General features: G+C 59.7%; 17 protein-coding genes and 1 tRNA gene. 4 read left to right on the forward strand and 14 right to left on the reverse strand.

Annotation, left to right across the window (positions count from 1 at the left end; all coding sequences use genetic code 11):
• Positions 1-48: 48 nt before the first annotated feature.
• On the forward strand, positions 49-780 hold the full coding sequence (locus ACTQV3_RS08350) for a recombinase family protein (RefSeq protein WP_441015450.1): 732 nt from the start codon (positions 49-51) through the stop codon (positions 778-780).
• On the opposite strand, the gene ACTQV3_RS08355 is transcribed toward ACTQV3_RS08350, so the two are convergent.
• The 7 genes from ACTQV3_RS08355 to ACTQV3_RS08385 form a co-directional block, all read right to left on the reverse strand.
• Entirely contained in the window at positions 750-1,616 is an 867-nt protein-coding gene (locus ACTQV3_RS08355; protein WP_441536131.1) for a DegV family protein, read from the reverse strand. The two genes, ACTQV3_RS08350 and ACTQV3_RS08355, sit on opposite strands and share 31 nt — an antisense overlap.
• 178 nt (positions 1,617-1,794) lie before the next feature.
• The gene (locus ACTQV3_RS08360) at positions 1,795-2,916 is read right to left on the reverse strand and encodes a coiled-coil domain-containing protein (protein ID WP_154516376.1); all 1,122 of its coding nucleotides are present in this window, start codon (positions 2,914-2,916) and stop codon (positions 1,795-1,797) included.
• 32 nt (positions 2,917-2,948) lie between these two features.
• Entirely contained in the window at positions 2,949-3,479 is a 531-nt protein-coding gene (locus ACTQV3_RS08365; protein ID WP_195838556.1) for an adenine phosphoribosyltransferase, read from the reverse strand.
• Positions 3,480-3,517: 38 nt separating this feature from the next.
• Positions 3,518-4,402: a transcriptional regulator FtsR gene (gene ftsR, locus ACTQV3_RS08370; RefSeq protein WP_154516382.1), complete on the reverse strand. Its 885-nt coding sequence runs from the start codon at positions 4,400-4,402 to the stop codon at positions 3,518-3,520.
• A gap of 3 nt (positions 4,403-4,405) precedes the next feature.
• Positions 4,406-4,840, reverse strand: a complete 435-nt coding sequence (locus ACTQV3_RS08375) for an FHA domain-containing protein (protein ID WP_195838557.1) — start codon at positions 4,838-4,840, stop codon at positions 4,406-4,408.
• A gap of 66 nt (positions 4,841-4,906) precedes the next feature.
• Positions 4,907-5,611 carry a CDP-alcohol phosphatidyltransferase family protein gene (locus tag ACTQV3_RS08380; protein ID WP_441536134.1) on the reverse strand — a complete coding sequence of 235 codons (705 nt, stop codon included), beginning with the start codon at positions 5,609-5,611 and terminating at the stop codon, positions 4,907-4,909.
• 149 nt (positions 5,612-5,760) lie between these two features.
• On the reverse strand, positions 5,761-5,910 hold the full coding sequence (locus tag ACTQV3_RS08385) for a hypothetical protein (RefSeq protein ID WP_441015440.1): 150 nt from the start codon (positions 5,908-5,910) through the stop codon (positions 5,761-5,763).
• 341 nt (positions 5,911-6,251) lie between these two features.
• Between ACTQV3_RS08385 and ACTQV3_RS08390 the strand changes: the two genes are divergently transcribed.
• From ACTQV3_RS08390 to ACTQV3_RS08400, 3 genes are all read left to right on the forward strand, one after another.
• Complete coding sequence (locus tag ACTQV3_RS08390) at positions 6,252-7,043, forward strand: 7beta-hydroxysteroid dehydrogenase (protein ID WP_441536136.1); 792 nt, start codon at positions 6,252-6,254, stop codon at positions 7,041-7,043.
• A 686-nt stretch (positions 7,044-7,729) separates the two neighbouring features.
• Positions 7,730-8,692 (forward strand): hypothetical protein, encoded by a 963-nt coding sequence (locus ACTQV3_RS08395; protein WP_441536138.1) that lies wholly within the window; start codon positions 7,730-7,732, stop codon positions 8,690-8,692.
• Positions 8,693-9,041: 349 nt separating this feature from the next.
• Positions 9,042-11,063 carry a gamma-glutamylcyclotransferase family protein gene (locus ACTQV3_RS08400; protein WP_441536140.1) on the forward strand — a complete coding sequence of 674 codons (2,022 nt, stop codon included), beginning with the start codon at positions 9,042-9,044 and terminating at the stop codon, positions 11,061-11,063.
• 859 nt (positions 11,064-11,922) lie between these two features.
• Here the strand turns inward: ACTQV3_RS08400 and ACTQV3_RS08405 are convergent.
• The 7 genes from ACTQV3_RS08405 to ACTQV3_RS08435 all read right to left on the reverse strand — a co-directional run bounded on the left by ACTQV3_RS08405 (position 11,923) and on the right by ACTQV3_RS08435 (position 17,701).
• Positions 11,923-11,999, reverse strand: a tRNA-Pro gene (locus ACTQV3_RS08405).
• 80 nt (positions 12,000-12,079) lie between these two features.
• Positions 12,080-13,294, reverse strand: coding sequence for a bifunctional phosphopantothenoylcysteine decarboxylase/phosphopantothenate--cysteine ligase CoaBC (coaBC, locus tag ACTQV3_RS08410; RefSeq protein WP_441536142.1), 1,215 nt, complete (start codon positions 13,292-13,294; stop codon positions 12,080-12,082).
• 2 nt (positions 13,295-13,296) lie between these two features.
• Entirely contained in the window at positions 13,297-14,016 is a 720-nt protein-coding gene (locus ACTQV3_RS08415) for a zinc ribbon domain-containing protein (protein WP_441536144.1), read from the reverse strand.
• Positions 14,013-14,822 carry a Nif3-like dinuclear metal center hexameric protein gene (locus ACTQV3_RS08420; RefSeq protein WP_441536146.1) on the reverse strand — a complete coding sequence of 270 codons (810 nt, stop codon included), beginning with the start codon at positions 14,820-14,822 and terminating at the stop codon, positions 14,013-14,015. The genes ACTQV3_RS08415 and ACTQV3_RS08420 overlap by 4 nt, the downstream gene beginning before the upstream one ends.
• Complete coding sequence (locus ACTQV3_RS08425) at positions 14,819-15,997, reverse strand: cysteine desulfurase family protein (protein ID WP_441536148.1); 1,179 nt, start codon at positions 15,995-15,997, stop codon at positions 14,819-14,821. Before ACTQV3_RS08425 ends, ACTQV3_RS08420 begins: the two co-directional genes overlap by 4 nt.
• Before the next feature lie 6 nt (positions 15,998-16,003).
• Positions 16,004-16,675, reverse strand: a complete 672-nt coding sequence (gene rpe, locus ACTQV3_RS08430) for a ribulose-phosphate 3-epimerase (protein ID WP_441536150.1) — start codon at positions 16,673-16,675, stop codon at positions 16,004-16,006.
• Positions 16,676-16,693: 18 nt separating this feature from the next.
• Complete coding sequence (locus ACTQV3_RS08435) at positions 16,694-17,701, reverse strand: NAD(P)H-dependent glycerol-3-phosphate dehydrogenase (protein ID WP_441536152.1); 1,008 nt, start codon at positions 17,699-17,701, stop codon at positions 16,694-16,696.
• Position 17,702 lies beyond the last annotated feature (1 nt).

Consider the following 17,702-nt stretch of genomic DNA (forward strand, 5'->3'; position numbering starts at 1 on the left):
GGATGACGCGGAAACGGCCCCTCCCGGGGCCGTTTCAGTTCCAGATCGTTGTTTTCGCCCGCTGAGCTGGGCCTATGCCGGAATCTCTCCCACAGAAACCACCGAAGAGCCAAGTTTTTTGTGGACGACGGATTTTCCGGCGTGAGTTTTGAGCGCGAGGGGCTGCAAGCGATGTTGCAGGAAGTGGAAGCCGGACGAGTGGCGACGGTCATTACCAAAGACCTTTCCCGTCTTGGCAGAAACTATCTGAAAACGGGCGAACTCATAGAGATTGTATTTCCCGAAAACGGAGTACGCTATATCGCGATCAACGACGGAGTTGACACAGCGCGGGAGGATAACGAGTTTACCCCCTTGCGGAACTGGTTTAACGAGTTTTACGCCCGCGACACAAGCAAGAAAATCCGCGCAGTTAAACAGGCACAGGCGCAAAAAGGCGAGCGCGTCAACGGGGAATATCCATACGGCTATATCCCAGACCCGAACAACCGCCACCACCTTATACCCGACCCGGAAACCGCGCCGATTGTCAAACAGGTTTTCGCTATGTTTGTTAGCGGCGTGCGTATGTGCGAAATCCAAAAATGGCTTGCGGAAAACAAAGTCTTGACGATTGGAGCGTTGCGCTATCAGCGTACAGGACAGGCGCGGTATCAGCGGGCAATTAGATGTAAAAAGTATCGCTATCTAACCCCAGCAAAAGAGCCATCAGTCACTTTGTCCCGTCCGCGTTTTAGCTTGGTTGAGCTTTATTGGCCCGAAGCCATGCCCATGCCGTAGCCGATGATGAGACCATGCATCTCGGCGTAATAGGAATCAAGGCCGTTGCAGGGCATGATGATAGTCTTGGAGCCTGGCCAGTGCTCCACAATGCGGTCGGCAAGCGCCTGGGCTCCAGCTTCGTTCTCAACGTGATCGATGATGACCTCGCCGCCCGTGAAACCCTCGGCCTCCATGGTGTCGACAATCTTAGTGAGCATCTTCTTTTCGCCACGCGTATGCCCAACGAGTTCAATTTCGCCCGCTTCGCTCGCCGTGCCCAAAATGCGGATGTTGAGCTTGTTGGCAATAACACCGGCCGCCTTGGGGATACGTCCGGCCTTCGCAAGGTTTTCGTAATTGCATAAACTAAAGAGGATCTTGCTGTTCTGCTCCAAGTTATCGAAGTAGGCGCAGGCTTCCTCAAAGGAGGCATCCGGTTTACTTGCAAGATAGCGATCAAACAGTAAGAAGATCAGGTCCATCTTGCCGCCTGCTGCGCGCGAATTAACCAGGTGAATCTTACGATTGGGCTCTTCGGCAAGCACCATGTCACGCGCAGTGGCCGCGGCATTGTAGCTTCCCGAGACGCCCTCGGAGATGGGCATGCAGATCGTCTTGTCGGCGAGCTTAAAGAGCTCAGCCCACTCCCCTACGCTTGGGCAGGAGCTCGATGATGCGCTGGATTCCGATTGAATGGCAACATTAAGCTCGTGAACATCGAGCGAGAGATCGTCGACAAATTCACGCTCCCCCACTCGGATCTTAAGGGGTGCAAATGCAAAGGTGGTATGAGGTGCGGTTGGTTGCCAATCGCGAAGATTGCAGCTCGAATCTGAGATGAGTGCCCAGCTCATTGAGGGTCCTTTCTAGTTGTTCCTCAACAATTATAGCTATCTTTTGGATAGATGCTGCGCATATCTAGTATTCAAAACTAGATTGTAGTTTACACACAAAATGGGCGGTCGAGATAAAACAATGGACCTCGCTCCCAAAGGATACGAGGTCCACTTTCGTTAGCTGAGTTAAAAACACTTAATAGCGAACGAAAATATAATTGTTGTTCATGCCAGCGGCAACGGAGCTGATGATAACGCCCGTGCTGTAGTCGGAAGCATGGATCATCTGGCCGTTACCAATGTAGATGCCGGTGTGGTAAGAGTTAACAACGACGTCGCCCGGCTGAGGATCAGAAACACGGGGCCAACCCATGAAGGTGCCGGTAGTGCCCAGGCGGCAGTAGCGGCCGGTGAGGCAGTAGCTTACAAAGCCGGAGCAGTCAAAGCTGTTCGGGCCAATACCGCCCCAGGAATAAGCGCAACCAAGCTTGCTATAAGCGCGAGAGACAACGCTGCCGCCGTCAACGGACTGGCTCGGCGCGGAAGGGGCCGGTGCCGGGGCGGGCGTCGAGGGCTGCGGCGTGGGAGCAGGAGCGGGCGCGGGCGCAGGCGTGTTGCCGCCGCCGTTGTTGGTCGTACCGCCACCATTGTTGGTGTTCTCGGTCGTACCGGCGGTGTCGTTGCTCACCGTGGCCTTTTCGGCGGTGCTGGCATTTATGCCAGCCTGCAGCGCGGCGTTCGCCTCGGCCTCGGCAGCAAGCTCGGCCTGCAGCTGTGAATCCAGGGAGTTCACGACACTCTGGGCCTCAGCCTGCTGGGCGTTGAGTTCGTCGACCTTCTTCTGCGTCGCGGCGACGTTCTTCTCCTGCTCGGCCTGCTTATCGGTGAGCTGCTGCTTAAGGTCCTTGACCTCCTGAATGGTCTGGGCCTGCTTGTCGGAGACCTTGCCGTAGTAGAACAAACGGTTGAGCATATCGCCCAGATCGTCGACGCCCGTCAGAACCTGAAGGAGACTCAAACCGCCGGTCTTGTACTCACCGGCAACGTAGCTCGAAAGCTTTGCCTGGCCCTCGGCAATCTCTTGCTGCTTTTGCGTGATCTCGCCTGCAGTCTGATCAAGCTCCTGCGTCTGTGCGGAGAGTTCTTCATGAATTTGCTGGGTTTGCGTACCGATCTGCTCGAGTTTGGTACGAGCGGCGGCAAGATCGGACGCGGTATCGGCATAGGCAGGAGCCGCGAGGCCCAAGCCCAAAACACAAGCGAGGGTTGCCGTAGCTGCGCAGCGTGCCATGTTTTTGTGCGTGTTTGCTGTGCGCATGGAGCTTCCTTTCCAGTATCTAAGGGTAGCGGCTAGTCCACCGTTACCAGGCTAAAGAGCTCAACGTCCTCGTTAGAAGGCGTGAGCTTCTTGCGCGGGTTGAGAAACGCAAGCTCAAGGATACAACCATAACCTACGAGCTTTGCGCCCATATCTCGCACCAGTTTACCTGTTGCCTCGACGGTTCCGCCCGTCGCGACCAAGTCGTCCAGAATCAACACGGTATCTTTAGAGCTGATGGCATCGACGTGAATCTCAATCGAATCGGTTCCATACTCGAGCTCGTATTCCTGGCTAACGGTCTTACGTGGCAGTTTTCCCGGTTTACGTGCAGGAACAAAGCCCGCGCCGAGTGCCACGGCAACAGGCACGCCTACCATAAAACCGCGAGCCTCGGGTCCTACAACCTTAGTGATGCCCATACCGGAGAAATGCTCCGCTAGCGCGTCGACCATGGCTTTAAGTGCTTCGGGATTGCTAAAGAGCGGCGTGATGTCCTTAAAGACGACTCCGGGCTCGGGATAGTCGGGGATGTCGACGATGTGAGATTCGAAGTCGTACATGGTGTGACCTTTCATGGGAGGCTGGTTTGTAGAAGCATTTATTTGTCCGCGCTGGCGGTGCCGGTGTGCGAGGGGGCGACAACCTTAAGCGGCTGCACGAGGGATTCCTCGCGCACGGGGACCGCGGAGGCAGATGCCTCTTCGCTTTTGGCCTTGGTTGATTCGGAGCGTGCGATCTCCTCATCGAGGGCATCGATATCGGCGTCCTCGACTACGGCGTTGAGTGACTCAAATACGCGGTTCTTGAGCAGCGCAGTATGCACGCCCTCGGTGAGGTCATGTAACTTCTTAAACGCGCGTTCGAGCTTGGCATCGCGTTCGTCATCGGAGGTGTCCATGCCAAGCATACTCACGAGCACTTGCTCGAACATCGAAGACTCGCGGTTGGCGGATGATACGTACTGACGAAGGTTTCGCGGCTCGATATGAAAGCGTGACAGCTCAGAACAGTAGCGGATAATCGGAAAATCGCGTCCGTCGACGAGCTCGCGGTTCTGCGGACTCTTGATAATGCGAATAAGGTCGTTTTCGGCCAAGGAGCGAATAAACGAGATCTCGACGCCCAACATATCCGGAATGGTCTCGATGGGGTGCAGTTTCTGCTTGGTTTCCTTTGGTTCCGTCTTGAGCGGAACGTCGGACAGCAGGCCCACCTCGTAGGCAAGCGTGGAGAGATCTGTAGCGTTTTCCAGACGTTGCTTGATCACGTTGAGCGGCATGTAGCGCGTCTTCTGCAGGTGCAGAATGACCTCTAGACGGTCAACGTCCTCCTTGGAGTATTGGCGATACCCCTTAGGCGTACGATGAGGGGTGATGAGCCCCTCATCTTCTAGAAATCTAATTTTTGAGTTCGAAAGATCGGGGTATGCGCCTCGAAGTAAATTGACGACCTGGCCGATACTCAGATAGTTGCGTTCGGCCATGCCCTACTCACCGGTTTCGATGCGCTCCGGCGTGCTCTCGTGGTAGATGAGCGTGAACGTGCCGATCTGGACGGAAGATCCGTCGTGCAGCGGGGCGGCGTTGACGATAGCGCCGTCAACCCACGTGCCGTTGAGCGAGCCTAAGTCCTCGATGCGAGCAGCCAGACCCTCGCGAATAATGCGTGCGTGGCTACGCGATACGGTCATGTCATTGAGGAAAATGCCGTTTGCCGGATCGCGGCCAATGGTGGTCACATCATCCTCGAGTTCAAAGGCAGCACCGGTCTGCGGCCCCTTGACAATAGACAGAACGGGGGCAGTGATGCGAACGTTCGCCATAAGATCGGGAACGGTAACGTCGCTCGAAGGCACACGGAAGACGCAGGTTGCGTCGGCAGTCTTATCGTTTTGAGGCATATTGTTAACCATGTTGTCCATGACAACCCCTAACTTAACGCGGACATGCCGCAAAGAATGAACTGTACGTAATAATACCCCAATGGCTTAGTCTTCGATTTCGGGGTTAAGAAAGTCGACGTCTTCGTCCTCTGGATGCGCAACAGCCTGTTTAATGGCCGCTCCACCCTTAATGGAATAGATGACAGCGGTGAGCATGGAGAAGATGACGCCGCCATACACAAAGAAGATGCCGAGCGGTACCGAGCTGCCGTTGAGGCCCGGGAAGGCCGTGAACGTGGCGGGCAGCAGATGCCAGCCGTCCACGACGGGAAAGCCCAGCAGCATGAGCGAGAAGCCGGTCATGAGCAGCGCCGTGGCAATCTTGCCGGGAAACACTACGTCGATGGGGCGGCGGTGGTAGTGGCGCACGATGAGCGTGCCGATGCCCAGGTAGATATCGCGACCGATGATGAGCACGCAGACCCAGATGGGAAGCTCGCCGCGAACCACGAGACCTAAAACGCCTGTAAATAGCAGCGCACGGTCGCAGATGGGATCCATAACCTTGCCGAGCCACGAGACCGTTTTAGTCATACGGGCAATCTGACCGTCCATCCAGTCGGTGGAGGCCGCGATGGCATAGATGACAATGGCGACGACACGGTTGTTGTCCGTCACAAACAGGTACAGGAAGACCAGCGTGAGGACCAGGCGCGTGAAGGTAATGAAATTGGAGATCGTGAAAATCTTATTCGACGGGTAATCGGAGGTGCCGATAAGCTCCTTTTTGATCTTCTTTTTGATGCCCACAGGACTCCCCCGCTGGTAAACGACAAAACTCTCGATACTATACCCGTTCTGGCGATGTCTATCCAGCGTAAGCATAGAGAGTCCAGACATGTGGAGGACGCTGCTGGGTGCCACGAGGACTCTCGCGCCGTTGCTTTAACAAAAAACTCTCACAGGAAGTAGCCGCGAGGGCTATGTTGGTAGTTGCAGCTACAGTTATTGTTGAGGGTGAGCAGCGCGTCGCGCACGCCGTAGAGGTAGCCGCTGATGAGCGCCCAGCGCACGCGCTCGTCGAGCACCGGCGCAGAATAGCGATGCATCCCTTTGTACATGGGCACACAAGGGGATACAGCAAAGGCGACCGGAGGTCGCAATGCCCTCCTGGTGAATAGCTACCAAGGTGGGTAAAACCACATCGAACGCCGCTCACGCCAGGGCGGCGTTCACCTTTTGGTTCCACCCGCCAGCACCTCCCCTCTTGATACTGCAAGGGTTTCATTGTGGTGATAGACCGACACCGTTCATCGTTGTTTCGGGCTCGTTCGCAAAGTCGTGAACGCACTCCCCTCTTGTTCAGCGCATAATGGCGCACCGTATGCGGCTGAGCGGCCGCACGCTAAAGGAGAGGTGCCCGCATGGGCATCGAGAGAGAGGATGCAGTATGAACCTGAGGGAAAAGTACGGTGAGTGGGGCCTGATCCTGGGCGCGACCGAGGGCGTCGGCAAGGCGTTCTGCGAGAAGATCGCCGCCGGCGGCATGAATGTCGTCATGGTCGGCCGTCGCGAGGAGAAGCTGAACGTGCTCGCCGGCGAGATCCGTGAGACCTACGGCGTGGAGACCAAGGTCGTGCGCGCCGACTTTAGCCAGCCCGACGCTGCCGAGACCGTCTTCGCCGCGACCGAGGGCCTGGACATGGGCTTCATGAGCTACGTGGCCTGCCTGCACAGCTTCGGCAAGATCCAGGACACTCCCTGGGAGAAGCACGAGGCCATGATCAACGTCAACGTCGTGACCTTCCTCAAGTGCCTCCACCACTACATGCGGATCTTTGCCGCCCAGGACCGCGGCGCCGTGATCAACGTCTCGTCGATGACCGGCATCAGCTCCAGCCCCTGGAACGGCCAGTACGGCGCGGGCAAGGCCTTCATCCTCAAGATGACCGAGGCCGTGGCCTGCGAGTGCGAGGGCACCGGTGTCGACGTCGAGGTCATCACCCTCGGCACCACCCTAACCCCCAGCCTGCTGTCCAACCTCCCCGGCGGCCCGCAGGGCGAGGCCGTCATGAAGATCGCCCTCACCCCCGAGGAGTGCGTCGACGAGGCCTTTGAGAAGCTGGGTAAGGAGCTCTCCGTCATCGCCGGCCAGCGCAACAAGGACTCCGTCCACGACTGGAAGGCCAACCACACCGAGGACGAGTACATCCGCTACATGGGCTCGTTCTACCGCGACTAGCAGCTGCCGCGGCGCGTGCGCGAGGGCGCGTGCGGGTTCGCAGGTAGAGATGCGAGTGCGAGGGTTTCTTTGCGGGGGCGTGCGGATGCGGCGCCCGCAAAGAAACCCTCTTTTCATGGGTGGGCGCGACGGCACCTCGGCGCTCACCGTCTAGGGCGACCTGCCCGGCTCCCCCGCGATCTCCCTGCACGGGACCCTGCGCTCCGGCATCCTCTGGACCGTGTCCCGGTCGTGCCTAGTGGGCCGGCCGATCCGGCCCTCAGGGTATCGGATTCCCGCATTCATCCGTACATGTTCGTGTGAATGCGGGAGGTGTTCGGATGAGGTTGATATTCAAGGTGTAGACCGTTTTCTTGGTACTACTCAAATGCGGCAGGGTTTTTCGAGTTTGTAGATGCTAATATAACCCTGCTCTCGAAAGAGGGCTCAGTCCCGGCTGGTAAACCTGACGTTTGGCGTGGTGTGCGTGACACGCATAGCGGGCATGGCCGCGATAGAATTTTCCATGCGGAGGGGTTCGACCCCACAGCGCCCCGAGGGTTTCGGGGGGCGAACTGGCAGGCAGGGAACCGGGGTGCAGGCTGTCCAGAAGGAGGGGTGTAATGCCTCTTCTTCTTTTTTGCCACATCAATCTTCTGGCTTGATAGGTTTTTCGTGCGTGTGATTGGGTTGCGGAAGGGATTGGCATGAGAGTTGCGGAAATTGCGGAAAGGGTCGGTTGCGATCCTGAGTCTGCGTATTCGAAATTCGCCGACACACGTGAAGGCACACGCTTTCACAACATGCAGTGGCCCACTTTCGTCACTGACGAAAACTATCGCTTGTTTTGCAAGGCGCTGGCAGATTATGCCAACTCAGAGGAAGGCCCCCAAAGCAACGGCCGCCATGAATTGTTCCTGAGCGTGCACGAGCTGTTCGAAAAGGGCAACGAGATCGGCGGCGCCCCAAAAAAGCGCCACTACAACCTGGACAAGTCGTTCATAGGCACGGACGAGGCAAATCTCATGCTGCTCAAAGCGGCGCATAAGGGAATGACCCAGCAAGCGATCGCCGCGTACCTGGGCTGCTCGCGCACGGCGGTGCAAAAGCGCCTGAGCGCCCTGGCAGACGGCGTGCGTTTTGGCGACTCCTTCGTCAAGGCCGAGCCGACAAGCCGCGGCGGCCTGAAGTCGACGGCCCACCCAATCTTTCTGCCGCTGCGACAGCATGAGGTGTACCTGATGCTGTCGGCATTAGGCGAGTTTCGAGCGGAACGGTCAGGCGGGGACCCAGAGCGCGTCGTGGCAGATGATCTCGCGCGCAGAATCTATTACCAGCTGAGCGACTACGCCAAGGGCGGAATCGACAAAGCGTTGGATGAGCGAGGGGTTCGCCTCGCTGGGCTAAGGCCCGACTTCGACTCAAGCGAGGTGTCCGTTTTAGATCGCATTGTCATGTACGAGAAGATGGGCCTCGACCTTAAAGTCGTGCTTGTAAATGGAGATAAGCTCGTCGGCCGCTACGCGCGCCACGCCGATCTTCAGAAATGCGTAAACGCCGCCGAAATAGGCAAAGATGACCGCTGTTTCGTGTTGCGACTCTTGGATGGAACATACTGGGCGGTCTACGATTCTCAAGTAGTGAGCGTAGCAGCCGCACCCGGGGATTAGGTTGCGGCCAAGTCCCTCGTCCGCCCTCCCAGGCGGTACCGCTGCGGCCGATTTCATGTTTGCTTACAGGCGAAACAGCCGCCCTTGCGTTTTTCTAAACGCAACCTCTTCGTGCGCTCGTAAAAAATCGAATCGATAAAAACTGGCAACAACCCTTCTGAACGGGTATCCTTTCGCAGGATGCGCCTCGAACAGCGCTTTCTGCCTGCGCGATTTCGTGCATGGCCGTCCTTTTCGTTCTATTTCTTAAAATGACAATCTCAGGTTTTCACGCCTTTTCGGCTTCAGACTGTATGCTGCAATCAGCTCGAGCGACCGAAGCCCATCACAACACCGAAAGGCGTGAACCATGAAGTACAACGAGAAGCGCAACAACGCCTCAGCCCGTCACCCCGAGACTGCACCCTCGATCATCAACTTCGCGTACGGTAGCAACCTTGATATCCATCAAGTTGAAACCCGCTGCCCCGGCGCGGTGCTGCTGGGCAAAGCGACCCTGAACGGCTATGAACTGGCGTTCGATACCGCCGGATACCTCACCATCACCAAGCGCGAGGGGTCGCATGTGCAAGGCGCGCTGTGGGCGCTCGATAGCTCTCACGTGGCGTCTCTCGACCGCTACGAAGGCATTGCATCTGGTTGTTACCGCAAGGAAACGGTGACCGTTGGGCGCGAAGGCGATGTGGTTCCCGCAACCCTTGAGGCGATGGTCTACATCTCTGAGCGCACCCCGCTGCGCAGGTACACCGAAAAGTACGATTACATCGACCGCGTGGTCGAAGCCGGCCGCGTGATGCAGCTCAATGAGGCAACCTTGGCGCAGATGTCCGACATGCGCGCCGACAGCCTGGACCGCTTGCGCGCGCAAGAAGAGTCGGCGGCGTATGGCGCAGCCAAGATCGACCTCCCCGCTGCACGCGAATACGCCGACTTCGTGTGCGGTGAAGGTCACCAGATCGCCGATTGCACATGCCGTTACACCGGTTACTACGCACGCCGTTCCCCCCGTGGCCTTCAGCAGCATGGACGCATCCTGCGCTCTAAGCGCTACCAGGTGATGGAAGCGAGTGAGGCCACCTTCTGCGGGTCGCACCGCATCTACTTGGCAATCAAGATTCCAGGCGAGTTCGGTTACAAGATTGACGTCCCCGAAGGGTTCCGCGCAGTGCGCAGCAGCGACCCTGCGCTGCAGGCAGACCTTAGTTACTCCCTTACGCTGGATGAGTTCGAAAAGCAGCGCAAGGCCCTGCTGCGCACCCTGCTCGGCTGGTGCAACAGCCTGCCTGAGTTTGACGTGCACAACTTTAATCGTCCCTCTGTCCCGGTGTTCAGCGCGCGCGAACACTCCGCCGACACCCGCGAGTATGCGGAAACCCCGTACTTCGCATATGGCTTTGACATCAGCCATGACCGCATTGCCAAAAAGCTCGAGGGCGGTCACCATGTTTATGCAACCAAGGCGAAGCTCTATGGCTACACGCTGGCGTGCGACGCGAAGGGCCGTCCCACCATCATGCGCATGGAAGGATCGTTTGTGGAAGGCGTGCTGTGGCATGGTCTCACGCGGGGCGAGGTCCAGACGCTGGACAAAGCGAATGGCGTGCAGTACGGCACCTATGCAAAAGCCGGCGTCACGGTGAAGATTGAGGGCGAACCCGCTGCGAGGGAAAAGAACGCATTCGTGTACATCTCTCGGCGAACCCCGCTTTCTGCAGTTACGAAAGACATCGAAGCGTTTGGCGCGATGCGCGACGAAGCCATCGCCCTGAAAATGGAGCGCACCACCGTGGCTCGCATCGACGCAATTCTGCGCGCAAGCGGCTGCCCCTGCGTGCAGCCCGAAGCCCCTGCGGCAGAAATCGCAGCCCTGGGAATCAGGGAGCTCACGCCCGAGCAAACCATGAAGTGCATGCTGTTCGTGTGCCCGAAGTGCTTTAAGCCCTTGGGCGAATGCGAATGCGGCAAGCGCCCTGATCACCTGGTAGCGATCGACCACGAGCTGCAGCCCCACGTGCGCATGCTGAACGATAAGGGTTATGAAACGCAGACCTGTTGTGCCGGGCATGCAGACGAGGGCTGCCACGGTTACCTGAGATTTAGGCGCCGCTTCCGCGCACTAGAGGAGGTATACGGCGGTCAGCTGCCCAACGAGTCTCTTATGGAAGCGCCGCAGCGCATTGGCAGCACGCGCCATGCAGCGCTGAACCTGCCCGGCACCCCCGAAAGCTATGTCGTGTACCTGGACAACAGGGGTTACGACATTCGCTTTGAGCCGCGCCGCGGTGTGAAGCGTGAGCAGTTCGTGCAAGACAAGCCCACTATGTTGAGCGCATTGCTGCAGTGGTGCGAGTCTCTCCCGCAGCGCGAATAGCCTGCAAACCGTCTGAACTGGTAAGAATCGCCAAGCGCGCGGGTCGATGTTCGGATCCTGACCCGCGACTTCCGAGCCCCCTTCTAGTCCCAAGCCCCGATCCTCAAGCCCTCAGCCCTGCCCCTCAATGCGCCCTTGAGCGTGCGCATGCGGCGTCTATGAAGTTCCTCCAGCGCTTCGGGGCGTTCTCGACGATGAAGTCGATGACGGTGGCGAGCTCGCCCTAGTCGAGCCCGCGCCGACGCACTCTCTTGAGGTCGCACGAGAATGACGGCGCGAACGCCGCCCTGAGCCGCACGCTCACGCCGTCGCCTAGGACTTCGCCGGCATGGCCCAGATGGCGGACTCTGGGGCGATTACGCCGCAGGTGCCCGCAGCGATGGCCGGTGGCACCGTAGCGGTGTCGGCTTAATACCCGCGGCGTTAGCTTTTTGGAGCGCAGTGCCTTGTTTCGGCAGGCACGGAAGCCTTCCTCTCGCTGCCGAAAGAAATCGAAAAAGTATCGCGGCCCTTGGGCGGTGTCGGGGTTCCGTGCGAACGTGCGGGGAATTAGTGAAGCAGGGCGGGACAGTTGGCTTGGATGTCGTAGCCGCAGTAGCTAGGCACAGGTAGGTGATTTTCGCGTATGTAGAAAAATTTAGGCTAGATAGACTACAAATGTGGAATCAAAACGAATCAGTGAATTCAACAAATATGGAAAGAAAGTGAAGGGGGGATCCATTAAAACCGAGATTCTACAAAAGTGCAGGTAGAAGGGCGTGTCTTTATTGGCTAAAAAACAGCCGGTGATTCTCCGGTGATTCCCTGATGATTCCTGATAAAAAAAGGTCAGGCACTAGGTGCCTGACCTGCAAACTTCTGGTCGGGACGACTGGATTCGAACCAGCGACCCCTTGACCCCCAGTCAAGTGCGCTACCAAGCTGCGCCACGTCCCGAAGCTTTTGTTTGTTGCTCTGCTCTCGCTCGCAACAGGGAGTATAGTAACCCGAAACTTTGTCCTTGTGCAAGAACTTTTTTACAAATTTTGAAGCAAGTCTAAAATTGTATCTGCGAGCTGGTGTTTTGTTAGTACGGGAAGTTCTTGCGTGCCCGCTGTACTTACTATCCAGGCCTTGTTGGTATCGGTCCCAAAGCCCGAATCGGCGCGCGAGACATCGTTGGCGATAATGGCATCGCAACCCTTGCGCACGAGTTTGCGCTGCGCGTACTCCACGACGTTATCGGTCTCGGCCGCAAAGCCGATCACACGGCGATCGCCCTTTTGGCGTGAGAGCTCGGCCAGGATGTCAACGGTCTCGACGAGCTCAATTCGATCCAGGCGCTCGTTGGCCTTTTTGAGTTTATGGTCCGCCGGGGCCGCAGGCGTGTAGTCGGCGACGGCGGCGGCACAAATGGCCGCGTCGGCCGTCTGGAAGGCGCTCAGCGCAGCCTGGAGCATTTCCGCGGCGGTTTGTACGCGCACGCACGCTACACCGCGGGGAACGTCGAGCGATGTCGGTCCCAGCACAAGCGTGACGGCGGCACCGCGGCGCGCGGCCTCCCCCGCCAGGGCGATGCCCATCTTGCCCGATGAACGGTTGCCTATGAAGCGCACGGGGTCGATCGGCTCGTACGTGGGGCCGGCGGTGATTACGATGCGCTTGCCCACAAGGTCCTGAGGAGCGGGGTCGAGCAGCTTGCAGACGGCCTCGACGATGTCCTCGGGCTCGCTCATGCGTCCCGTGTCCACATCGCCGCAGGCAAGGTAGCCGCTACCCGGACCTACAACGTGGACACCGCGCTCGCGCAGCGTGGTCATGTTGGCCTGCGTGGCCGGCGCCTTCCACATGCCATTGTTCATGGCCGGCGCGACCACGATAGGACGCGGCGTGGCAAGCAGCGTGGTGGAGATGAGGTCATCGGCGATGCCGTTGGCCATCTTGGCGATGATATTGGCCGTCGCGGGCGCCACGACCACCAAGTCGGGCTCCTGCGCCAGCGAGATATGGTGGATGGGGTCGGAGGGGTCGTCGAACAGACCCACAGCGACCGGCTCGCCCGTGAGCGCGCGAAAGGTGAGCGGGCCTACAAACTCGGTGGCATGCTCGCTCATAACGACCTTGACGCGGGCGCCGCGCTTTTGCAGCAGGCGCACGATATTGCACGACTTATAGGCGGCGATCCCGCCGGTAATGCCCAGCAGGATCGTTTTTCCCTCAAGTTGCATTGAATTGTCGGGTGCCGTCGTCATTGTTAGGCTTCCTTGTTGGGGAGCACGAGCAGGCGGTGGCAGTACGGGCAGTGCGTAATCTCACTACCGTCGTGGTTGAGGTCGCTCATGGACGACGCCTGCAGCGCGGTGTGGCAGACCGTGGGGATGTTGCCCTTAATGGTCTCGACGGCCAGGCCACGGAACTGCTTGAGTAGACGCTCGTAGTCGGTGAGCACGTCGGTCGGCAGCGTGGCGGCAAGCGCGGTGCGCTCCTTGGTGGCGGCATCAATCTGGGCCTGCAGGTCGGCGGCCTTGGCACGGGCGGCCTTGGTGTCGGCCTTTACGCCCTCCTCAAATTTGGCGATGATGGCCTGCGCGCGAGCCTCACGGTCGAGCGCCTCCTTGTGGGCGACAACGACATCCTTGCGGGTGTGCTCAATCTTGTCCAGGCGCTTGGCCAGGGTGGCGAGCTCGTTTTCCAGATCCTGGATCTCGCGGTAGTCAGAGCCGTCGACGTGGCGTTTCTTGGCGGACTCGATGGCGTTGTTGGTCTGGATCTCGGTGGTGTTGAGATCGTCCAGCTCAATGTCGAGGTCCTTGCGCTGAGCATAGAGCTTGGTCATTTCGGACTTAAGCTTTACATAGGTTTTGCGCTTTGAGGCGAGCTCCTTGAGCTCCGGCATATTGGCAAGTTCGCTCTTGTTGCGGGCGAGCTCCAAATCGATCTGTTGCAGCTTGAGTAGCGTAGCGCCGGCGCTCATAAGTTCTCTCCTTTTGTCACAGTCCACCATTGGCAAGGGTTCAGTATTTTAATCGCATGACGGGGGTCGACCCCGGCGTCAACCGCAGAGTTCATCAAGATATCCACGAACGGCTCCTCGGAGCGATCGTGGCCGAGCAAGATCACGCTCAGCCCGCGCAAGGCAAGGTCTTGCGCCACGTGATAGCCCGCCTCGCCCGTCACGATGACATCCGCACCGGCGGCGATGGCAAGCTCGCCAAAGTCGCCGAGGGAGCCGCCCAGAATGGCGACGGTGCGGCACGGGCGCTCGGCATCGCCCCATACGCGTGGGTCGCTGCCAAAGGCCGTGGCAGCACGGGCGGCAAGATCGCGCAGCGTGCACGGGTCGTTGAGTGTCGCAAAAACTCCCAGGCCGCAGGCCTCGGGGTCGTCTACGTGCTCCAACGAGCTTACAGGCGCCGCGTCCAACAGCTTACTTAGGCAGATGCGTGCCTCGTGCGAGCGGTCCAGGTTGGTGTGGAGCGAGATAATGCTCACCCCGCAGCGGGCCGCCTCGTAGAGCGCCGCGCTGCATTGGGGGCGCGTTGCGCTGGGCGGGCAAAACGACTCGGGCGCCTTGATGTAGACGGGATGATGCGTGAGCAACACGTTGGCTCCGGCTTCCAAGGCGCGCTGCACGTTGTCCCTGGTAGCGTCAAGCGCGCAGGCAACGCCGCGGATCTCGCCGTCGGGGTCGCCAACGGATAAGCCTACGTGGTCCCAGGGCTCGGCGTCCGTCTTGGGATAGCGTGCCAGCAGGGCGCGCTCGAGCTCGGCGACGATCATGCGGCACCTACAATCGAGAGCAGCGTCTGGGCAAAGTCGTCCAGATCGGTCGGATTCACGCGGTCATCGAAGGAGATGCGCAGTGCGCCCAGCGCCTGCTCGCGACCAATGCCCATGGCGCTGAGCACGTGGCTCGGGTCCATGCTGCCGCTCGAGCAAGCCGATCCGGCCGAAACCTCAAAGCCGGCGGCGTCGAGCTTGATGATGAGCTCCTCGGAGTCCATGCCGTCAATATAGATCGATACCATGCCGGGCAGACGATCGGCCTGCGTGTAGTCGCCCATGGTGGCGTGAATGCGCGGATGGGCCGTGAGCGTGGCGTAGAGCTTGTCGGAAAGGGCTTGCAGCTTCTCGCGCTCCTGAGCCACATGGGGCGCCAGAGACGAGGCGGCAGCGGCAAAGGCCAGCTGCGTGCGCAGGTCCTGCGTGCCGGCACGACGTCCGGCTTCCTGTCCTCCGCCAAAGATGCGGGGGCGCAGCGGCGTGCGGCTTTTTAGGTATAACGCGCCGGAGGCTACGGGGCCGCCAATCTTGTGTGCTGCAACGGTCATAGCATCGACGCCCAGCTCGGTCACATCGAGTGGAATATGCAGATAGCCCTGGATGGCATCGGTGTGGAACAGGGCACCCGCGGTGTGCGCAGCCGCGGCAAGCTCGCGGATAGGCTGTACCACACCGGTCTCGTTGTTGGCGGCCATGATGCTCACGAGCGCGACGTCGTCGCCCAACAAGTCGCTCAGCTCGGCAGGCTCGATGTAGCCCGCACGGCAGGGCTGCACCAGGTCGACGGTAAAGCCGGCGGCTCGCAGCAGCGATAGGTTGTCCAGAATCGAATCGTGCTCGATCGCAGACACGATCACGCGCTCGCGCTTACGATCGCGCTGACGAGCACCCTCGGCAAGTCCGAGGAGCGCCAGCTGGTTGGCCTCGGTACCGCCGTTGGTTAGGACAATCTCGGACGGGCGAACGCGCGCGCCAAAGCTGCGGGCGATCTCGCGGCGTGCAACCTCCAGACGTGCGGCAGCCTTGCGGCCGAGCGAGTGCAGCGAGTTGGGGTTGACGCCTGCAAGCTCGCTTTCGTCGTACTCGCGCTGCGCAAGGAGCGCCTCGGCGCGCATGGGCGTCGAGGCGGCATAGTCAAGATTCACGGGTATGCGGTTTTGACCTGCGGTCATAAGGGTTTATGCCTCCTGTGCGGCCTCGTTGCCCAGCTTCTGCAGCAGCGCAACCTCGGCGGCGGGATCTTCGGACTTAAATACGGCGGAGCCGGCCACGAGTACGTTGGCACCGGCCTTGACGACCTCGGCGATGTTTTTGGAAGAGATGCCACCGTCGACCTCGATCATGGGCGACACACCGTGGCGCTCGCACATGGCCTTGAGCTCGTGGAGCTTATGCAGCGTGCCCGGGATAAAGCTCTGGCCGCCAAAGCCGGGGTTCACGCTCATGAGCAGCACGATGTCGACGACCTCGATGATGCTCTCGAGCACGCAGACGGGCGTGGCGGGGTTGAGCACCACGCCGGCCTTGACGCCGCGCTGCTGCAGATGCGTGAGCGTGCGGTGCAGGTGCGTGGAGGCCTCGTAGTGCACGGTGATCATATCGGCGCCGGCGTCGGCATACCAATCGACGGTCTCGTCGGGGTTCGACACCATCAGGTGCGCGTCGACCGGCAACTTGGTGGAGCGCTTGACGGCCTTGAGAATTTCGACGCCAAAGGTGAGGTTGCCGGTAAAGTGACCGTCCATGACGTCGAAGTGCACATAGTCGGCGCCGGCGATCTTGTCGAGCTCGCCCTTGAGGTTGGCCATGTCAGCCGAAAGGACGGACGGAGCGATTTTGATGGAACCCATGGTAGTAGCCTTTCTGCGCTAGTCGGTGAGTCCGTAGAACTCTTGAGAGGGGACGCGGTCGGTAAGGATCTCGAGCGCCCTATCCAAAGTAACACCGTTGTAGAGCGTTTGCGCCACGGCAAAGGTGAGCGGGATGTCTACGCCCAGCGAACGGGCGAGCTCGCTCACGCTGCGGGCGGCGACGGCGCCCTCGACCACCATATGCGTGCGCGTCTGGTACTCGTCGAGCGATACGCCGCGGGCAAACTCGTAGCCGAAGGTGCGGTTGCGCGAATGCTCGGAGGTGCAGGTGGCGATGAGGTCGCCCATGCCGGCAAGACCCATACAGGTCATGGCCTGGCCGCCGCGGGCGTGCACCAGTCGGCTGATTTCTGCGAGGCCGCGCGTCATGATAAGGGCGAGCGTGTTGTCGCCCGCGCCGGTACCGGCGGAGATGCCGCACACGATGGCGATGACGTTTTTCATGGCGCCGCAAACCTCGACGCCGGTCATGTCCTGCGTCAGATAGATGCGGAAGGCCGTGGATAGGAGCAGGTCCTTAAAGGTCTCCCCTACCTGCGAGTCTTTGCTGGCGATGACGGCGGCGGAAAGTCCGCCGCGGCATATCTCCTCGGCATGGTTGGGGCCCGAGAGCGCCGCCACACGCGCCTCGTTGCCGATTTCGCTGGCGATGACCTCGCTCATGAGCATGCCGGACTCGGGCTCAATGCCCTTGGTAAGGCAGAGCACCGGGGTGTCGGCGGCGATAAAGGGTGCCGCCTGGTGGCAGACGCCGCGCAAGTGCGTCGAAGGCACGGCAAAGATGATCGCATCGGCACCGTCGAGCGCCCGCGACAGGTCCGTGGAAGCGACGACGTTGCCGGGCAGCTCGTAGCCCACCAGATAGCGCGGGTTGCGGTGCTCGCCGTTAATGCCGGCGGCCGTCTGCTCGCTGTGGGCCCACATGGTCACGCGCTCGGCTCGCGCGGCGGCAAGGCCGGCGACGGCGGTTCCCCAGGAGCCGGAGCCAATCAGCGCAACATTCATG

The organism is Collinsella sp. LCP19S3_A7, assembly GCF_052121995.1.
Taxonomy (GTDB): domain Bacteria; phylum Actinomycetota; class Coriobacteriia; order Coriobacteriales; family Coriobacteriaceae; genus Collinsella.

Excerpts from the sequence above, each read along its gene's own strand:
- ACTQV3_RS08365 (WP_195838556.1), bottom strand. The coding sequence starts at position 3,479 with ATGTACGACTTCGAATCTCACATCGTCGACATCCCCGACTATCCCGAG.
- ACTQV3_RS08375 (WP_195838557.1), bottom strand. The coding sequence starts at position 4,840 with ATGGACAACATGGTTAACAATATGCCTCAAAACGATAAGACTGCCGAC.
- ACTQV3_RS08415 (WP_441536144.1), bottom strand. The coding sequence starts at position 14,016 with ATGAGCGCCGGCGCTACGCTACTCAAGCTGCAACAGATCGATTTGGAG.
- ACTQV3_RS08390 (WP_441536136.1), top strand. The coding sequence starts at position 6,252 with ATGAACCTGAGGGAAAAGTACGGTGAGTGGGGCCTGATCCTGGGCGCG.
- ACTQV3_RS08435 (WP_441536152.1), bottom strand. The coding sequence starts at position 17,701 with ATGAATGTTGCGCTGATTGGCTCCGGCTCCTGGGGAACCGCCGTCGCC.
- ACTQV3_RS08395 (WP_441536138.1), top strand. The coding sequence starts at position 7,730 with ATGAGAGTTGCGGAAATTGCGGAAAGGGTCGGTTGCGATCCTGAGTCT.
- ACTQV3_RS08420 (WP_441536146.1), bottom strand. The coding sequence starts at position 14,822 with ATGATCGTCGCCGAGCTCGAGCGCGCCCTGCTGGCACGCTATCCCAAG.
- ACTQV3_RS08425 (WP_441536148.1), bottom strand. The coding sequence starts at position 15,997 with ATGACCGCAGGTCAAAACCGCATACCCGTGAATCTTGACTATGCCGCC.
- ACTQV3_RS08360 (WP_154516376.1), bottom strand. The coding sequence starts at position 2,916 with ATGCGCACAGCAAACACGCACAAAAACATGGCACGCTGCGCAGCTACG.
- ACTQV3_RS08385 (WP_441015440.1), bottom strand. The coding sequence starts at position 5,910 with ATGCATCGCTATTCTGCGCCGGTGCTCGACGAGCGCGTGCGCTGGGCG.
- ACTQV3_RS08355 (WP_441536131.1), bottom strand. The coding sequence starts at position 1,616 with ATGAGCTGGGCACTCATCTCAGATTCGAGCTGCAATCTTCGCGATTGG.
- rpe (WP_441536150.1), bottom strand. The coding sequence starts at position 16,675 with ATGGGTTCCATCAAAATCGCTCCGTCCGTCCTTTCGGCTGACATGGCC.
- ACTQV3_RS08400 (WP_441536140.1), top strand. The coding sequence starts at position 9,042 with ATGAAGTACAACGAGAAGCGCAACAACGCCTCAGCCCGTCACCCCGAG.
- coaBC (WP_441536142.1), bottom strand. The coding sequence starts at position 13,294 with ATGACGACGGCACCCGACAATTCAATGCAACTTGAGGGAAAAACGATC.
- ftsR (WP_154516382.1), bottom strand. The coding sequence starts at position 4,402 with ATGGCCGAACGCAACTATCTGAGTATCGGCCAGGTCGTCAATTTACTT.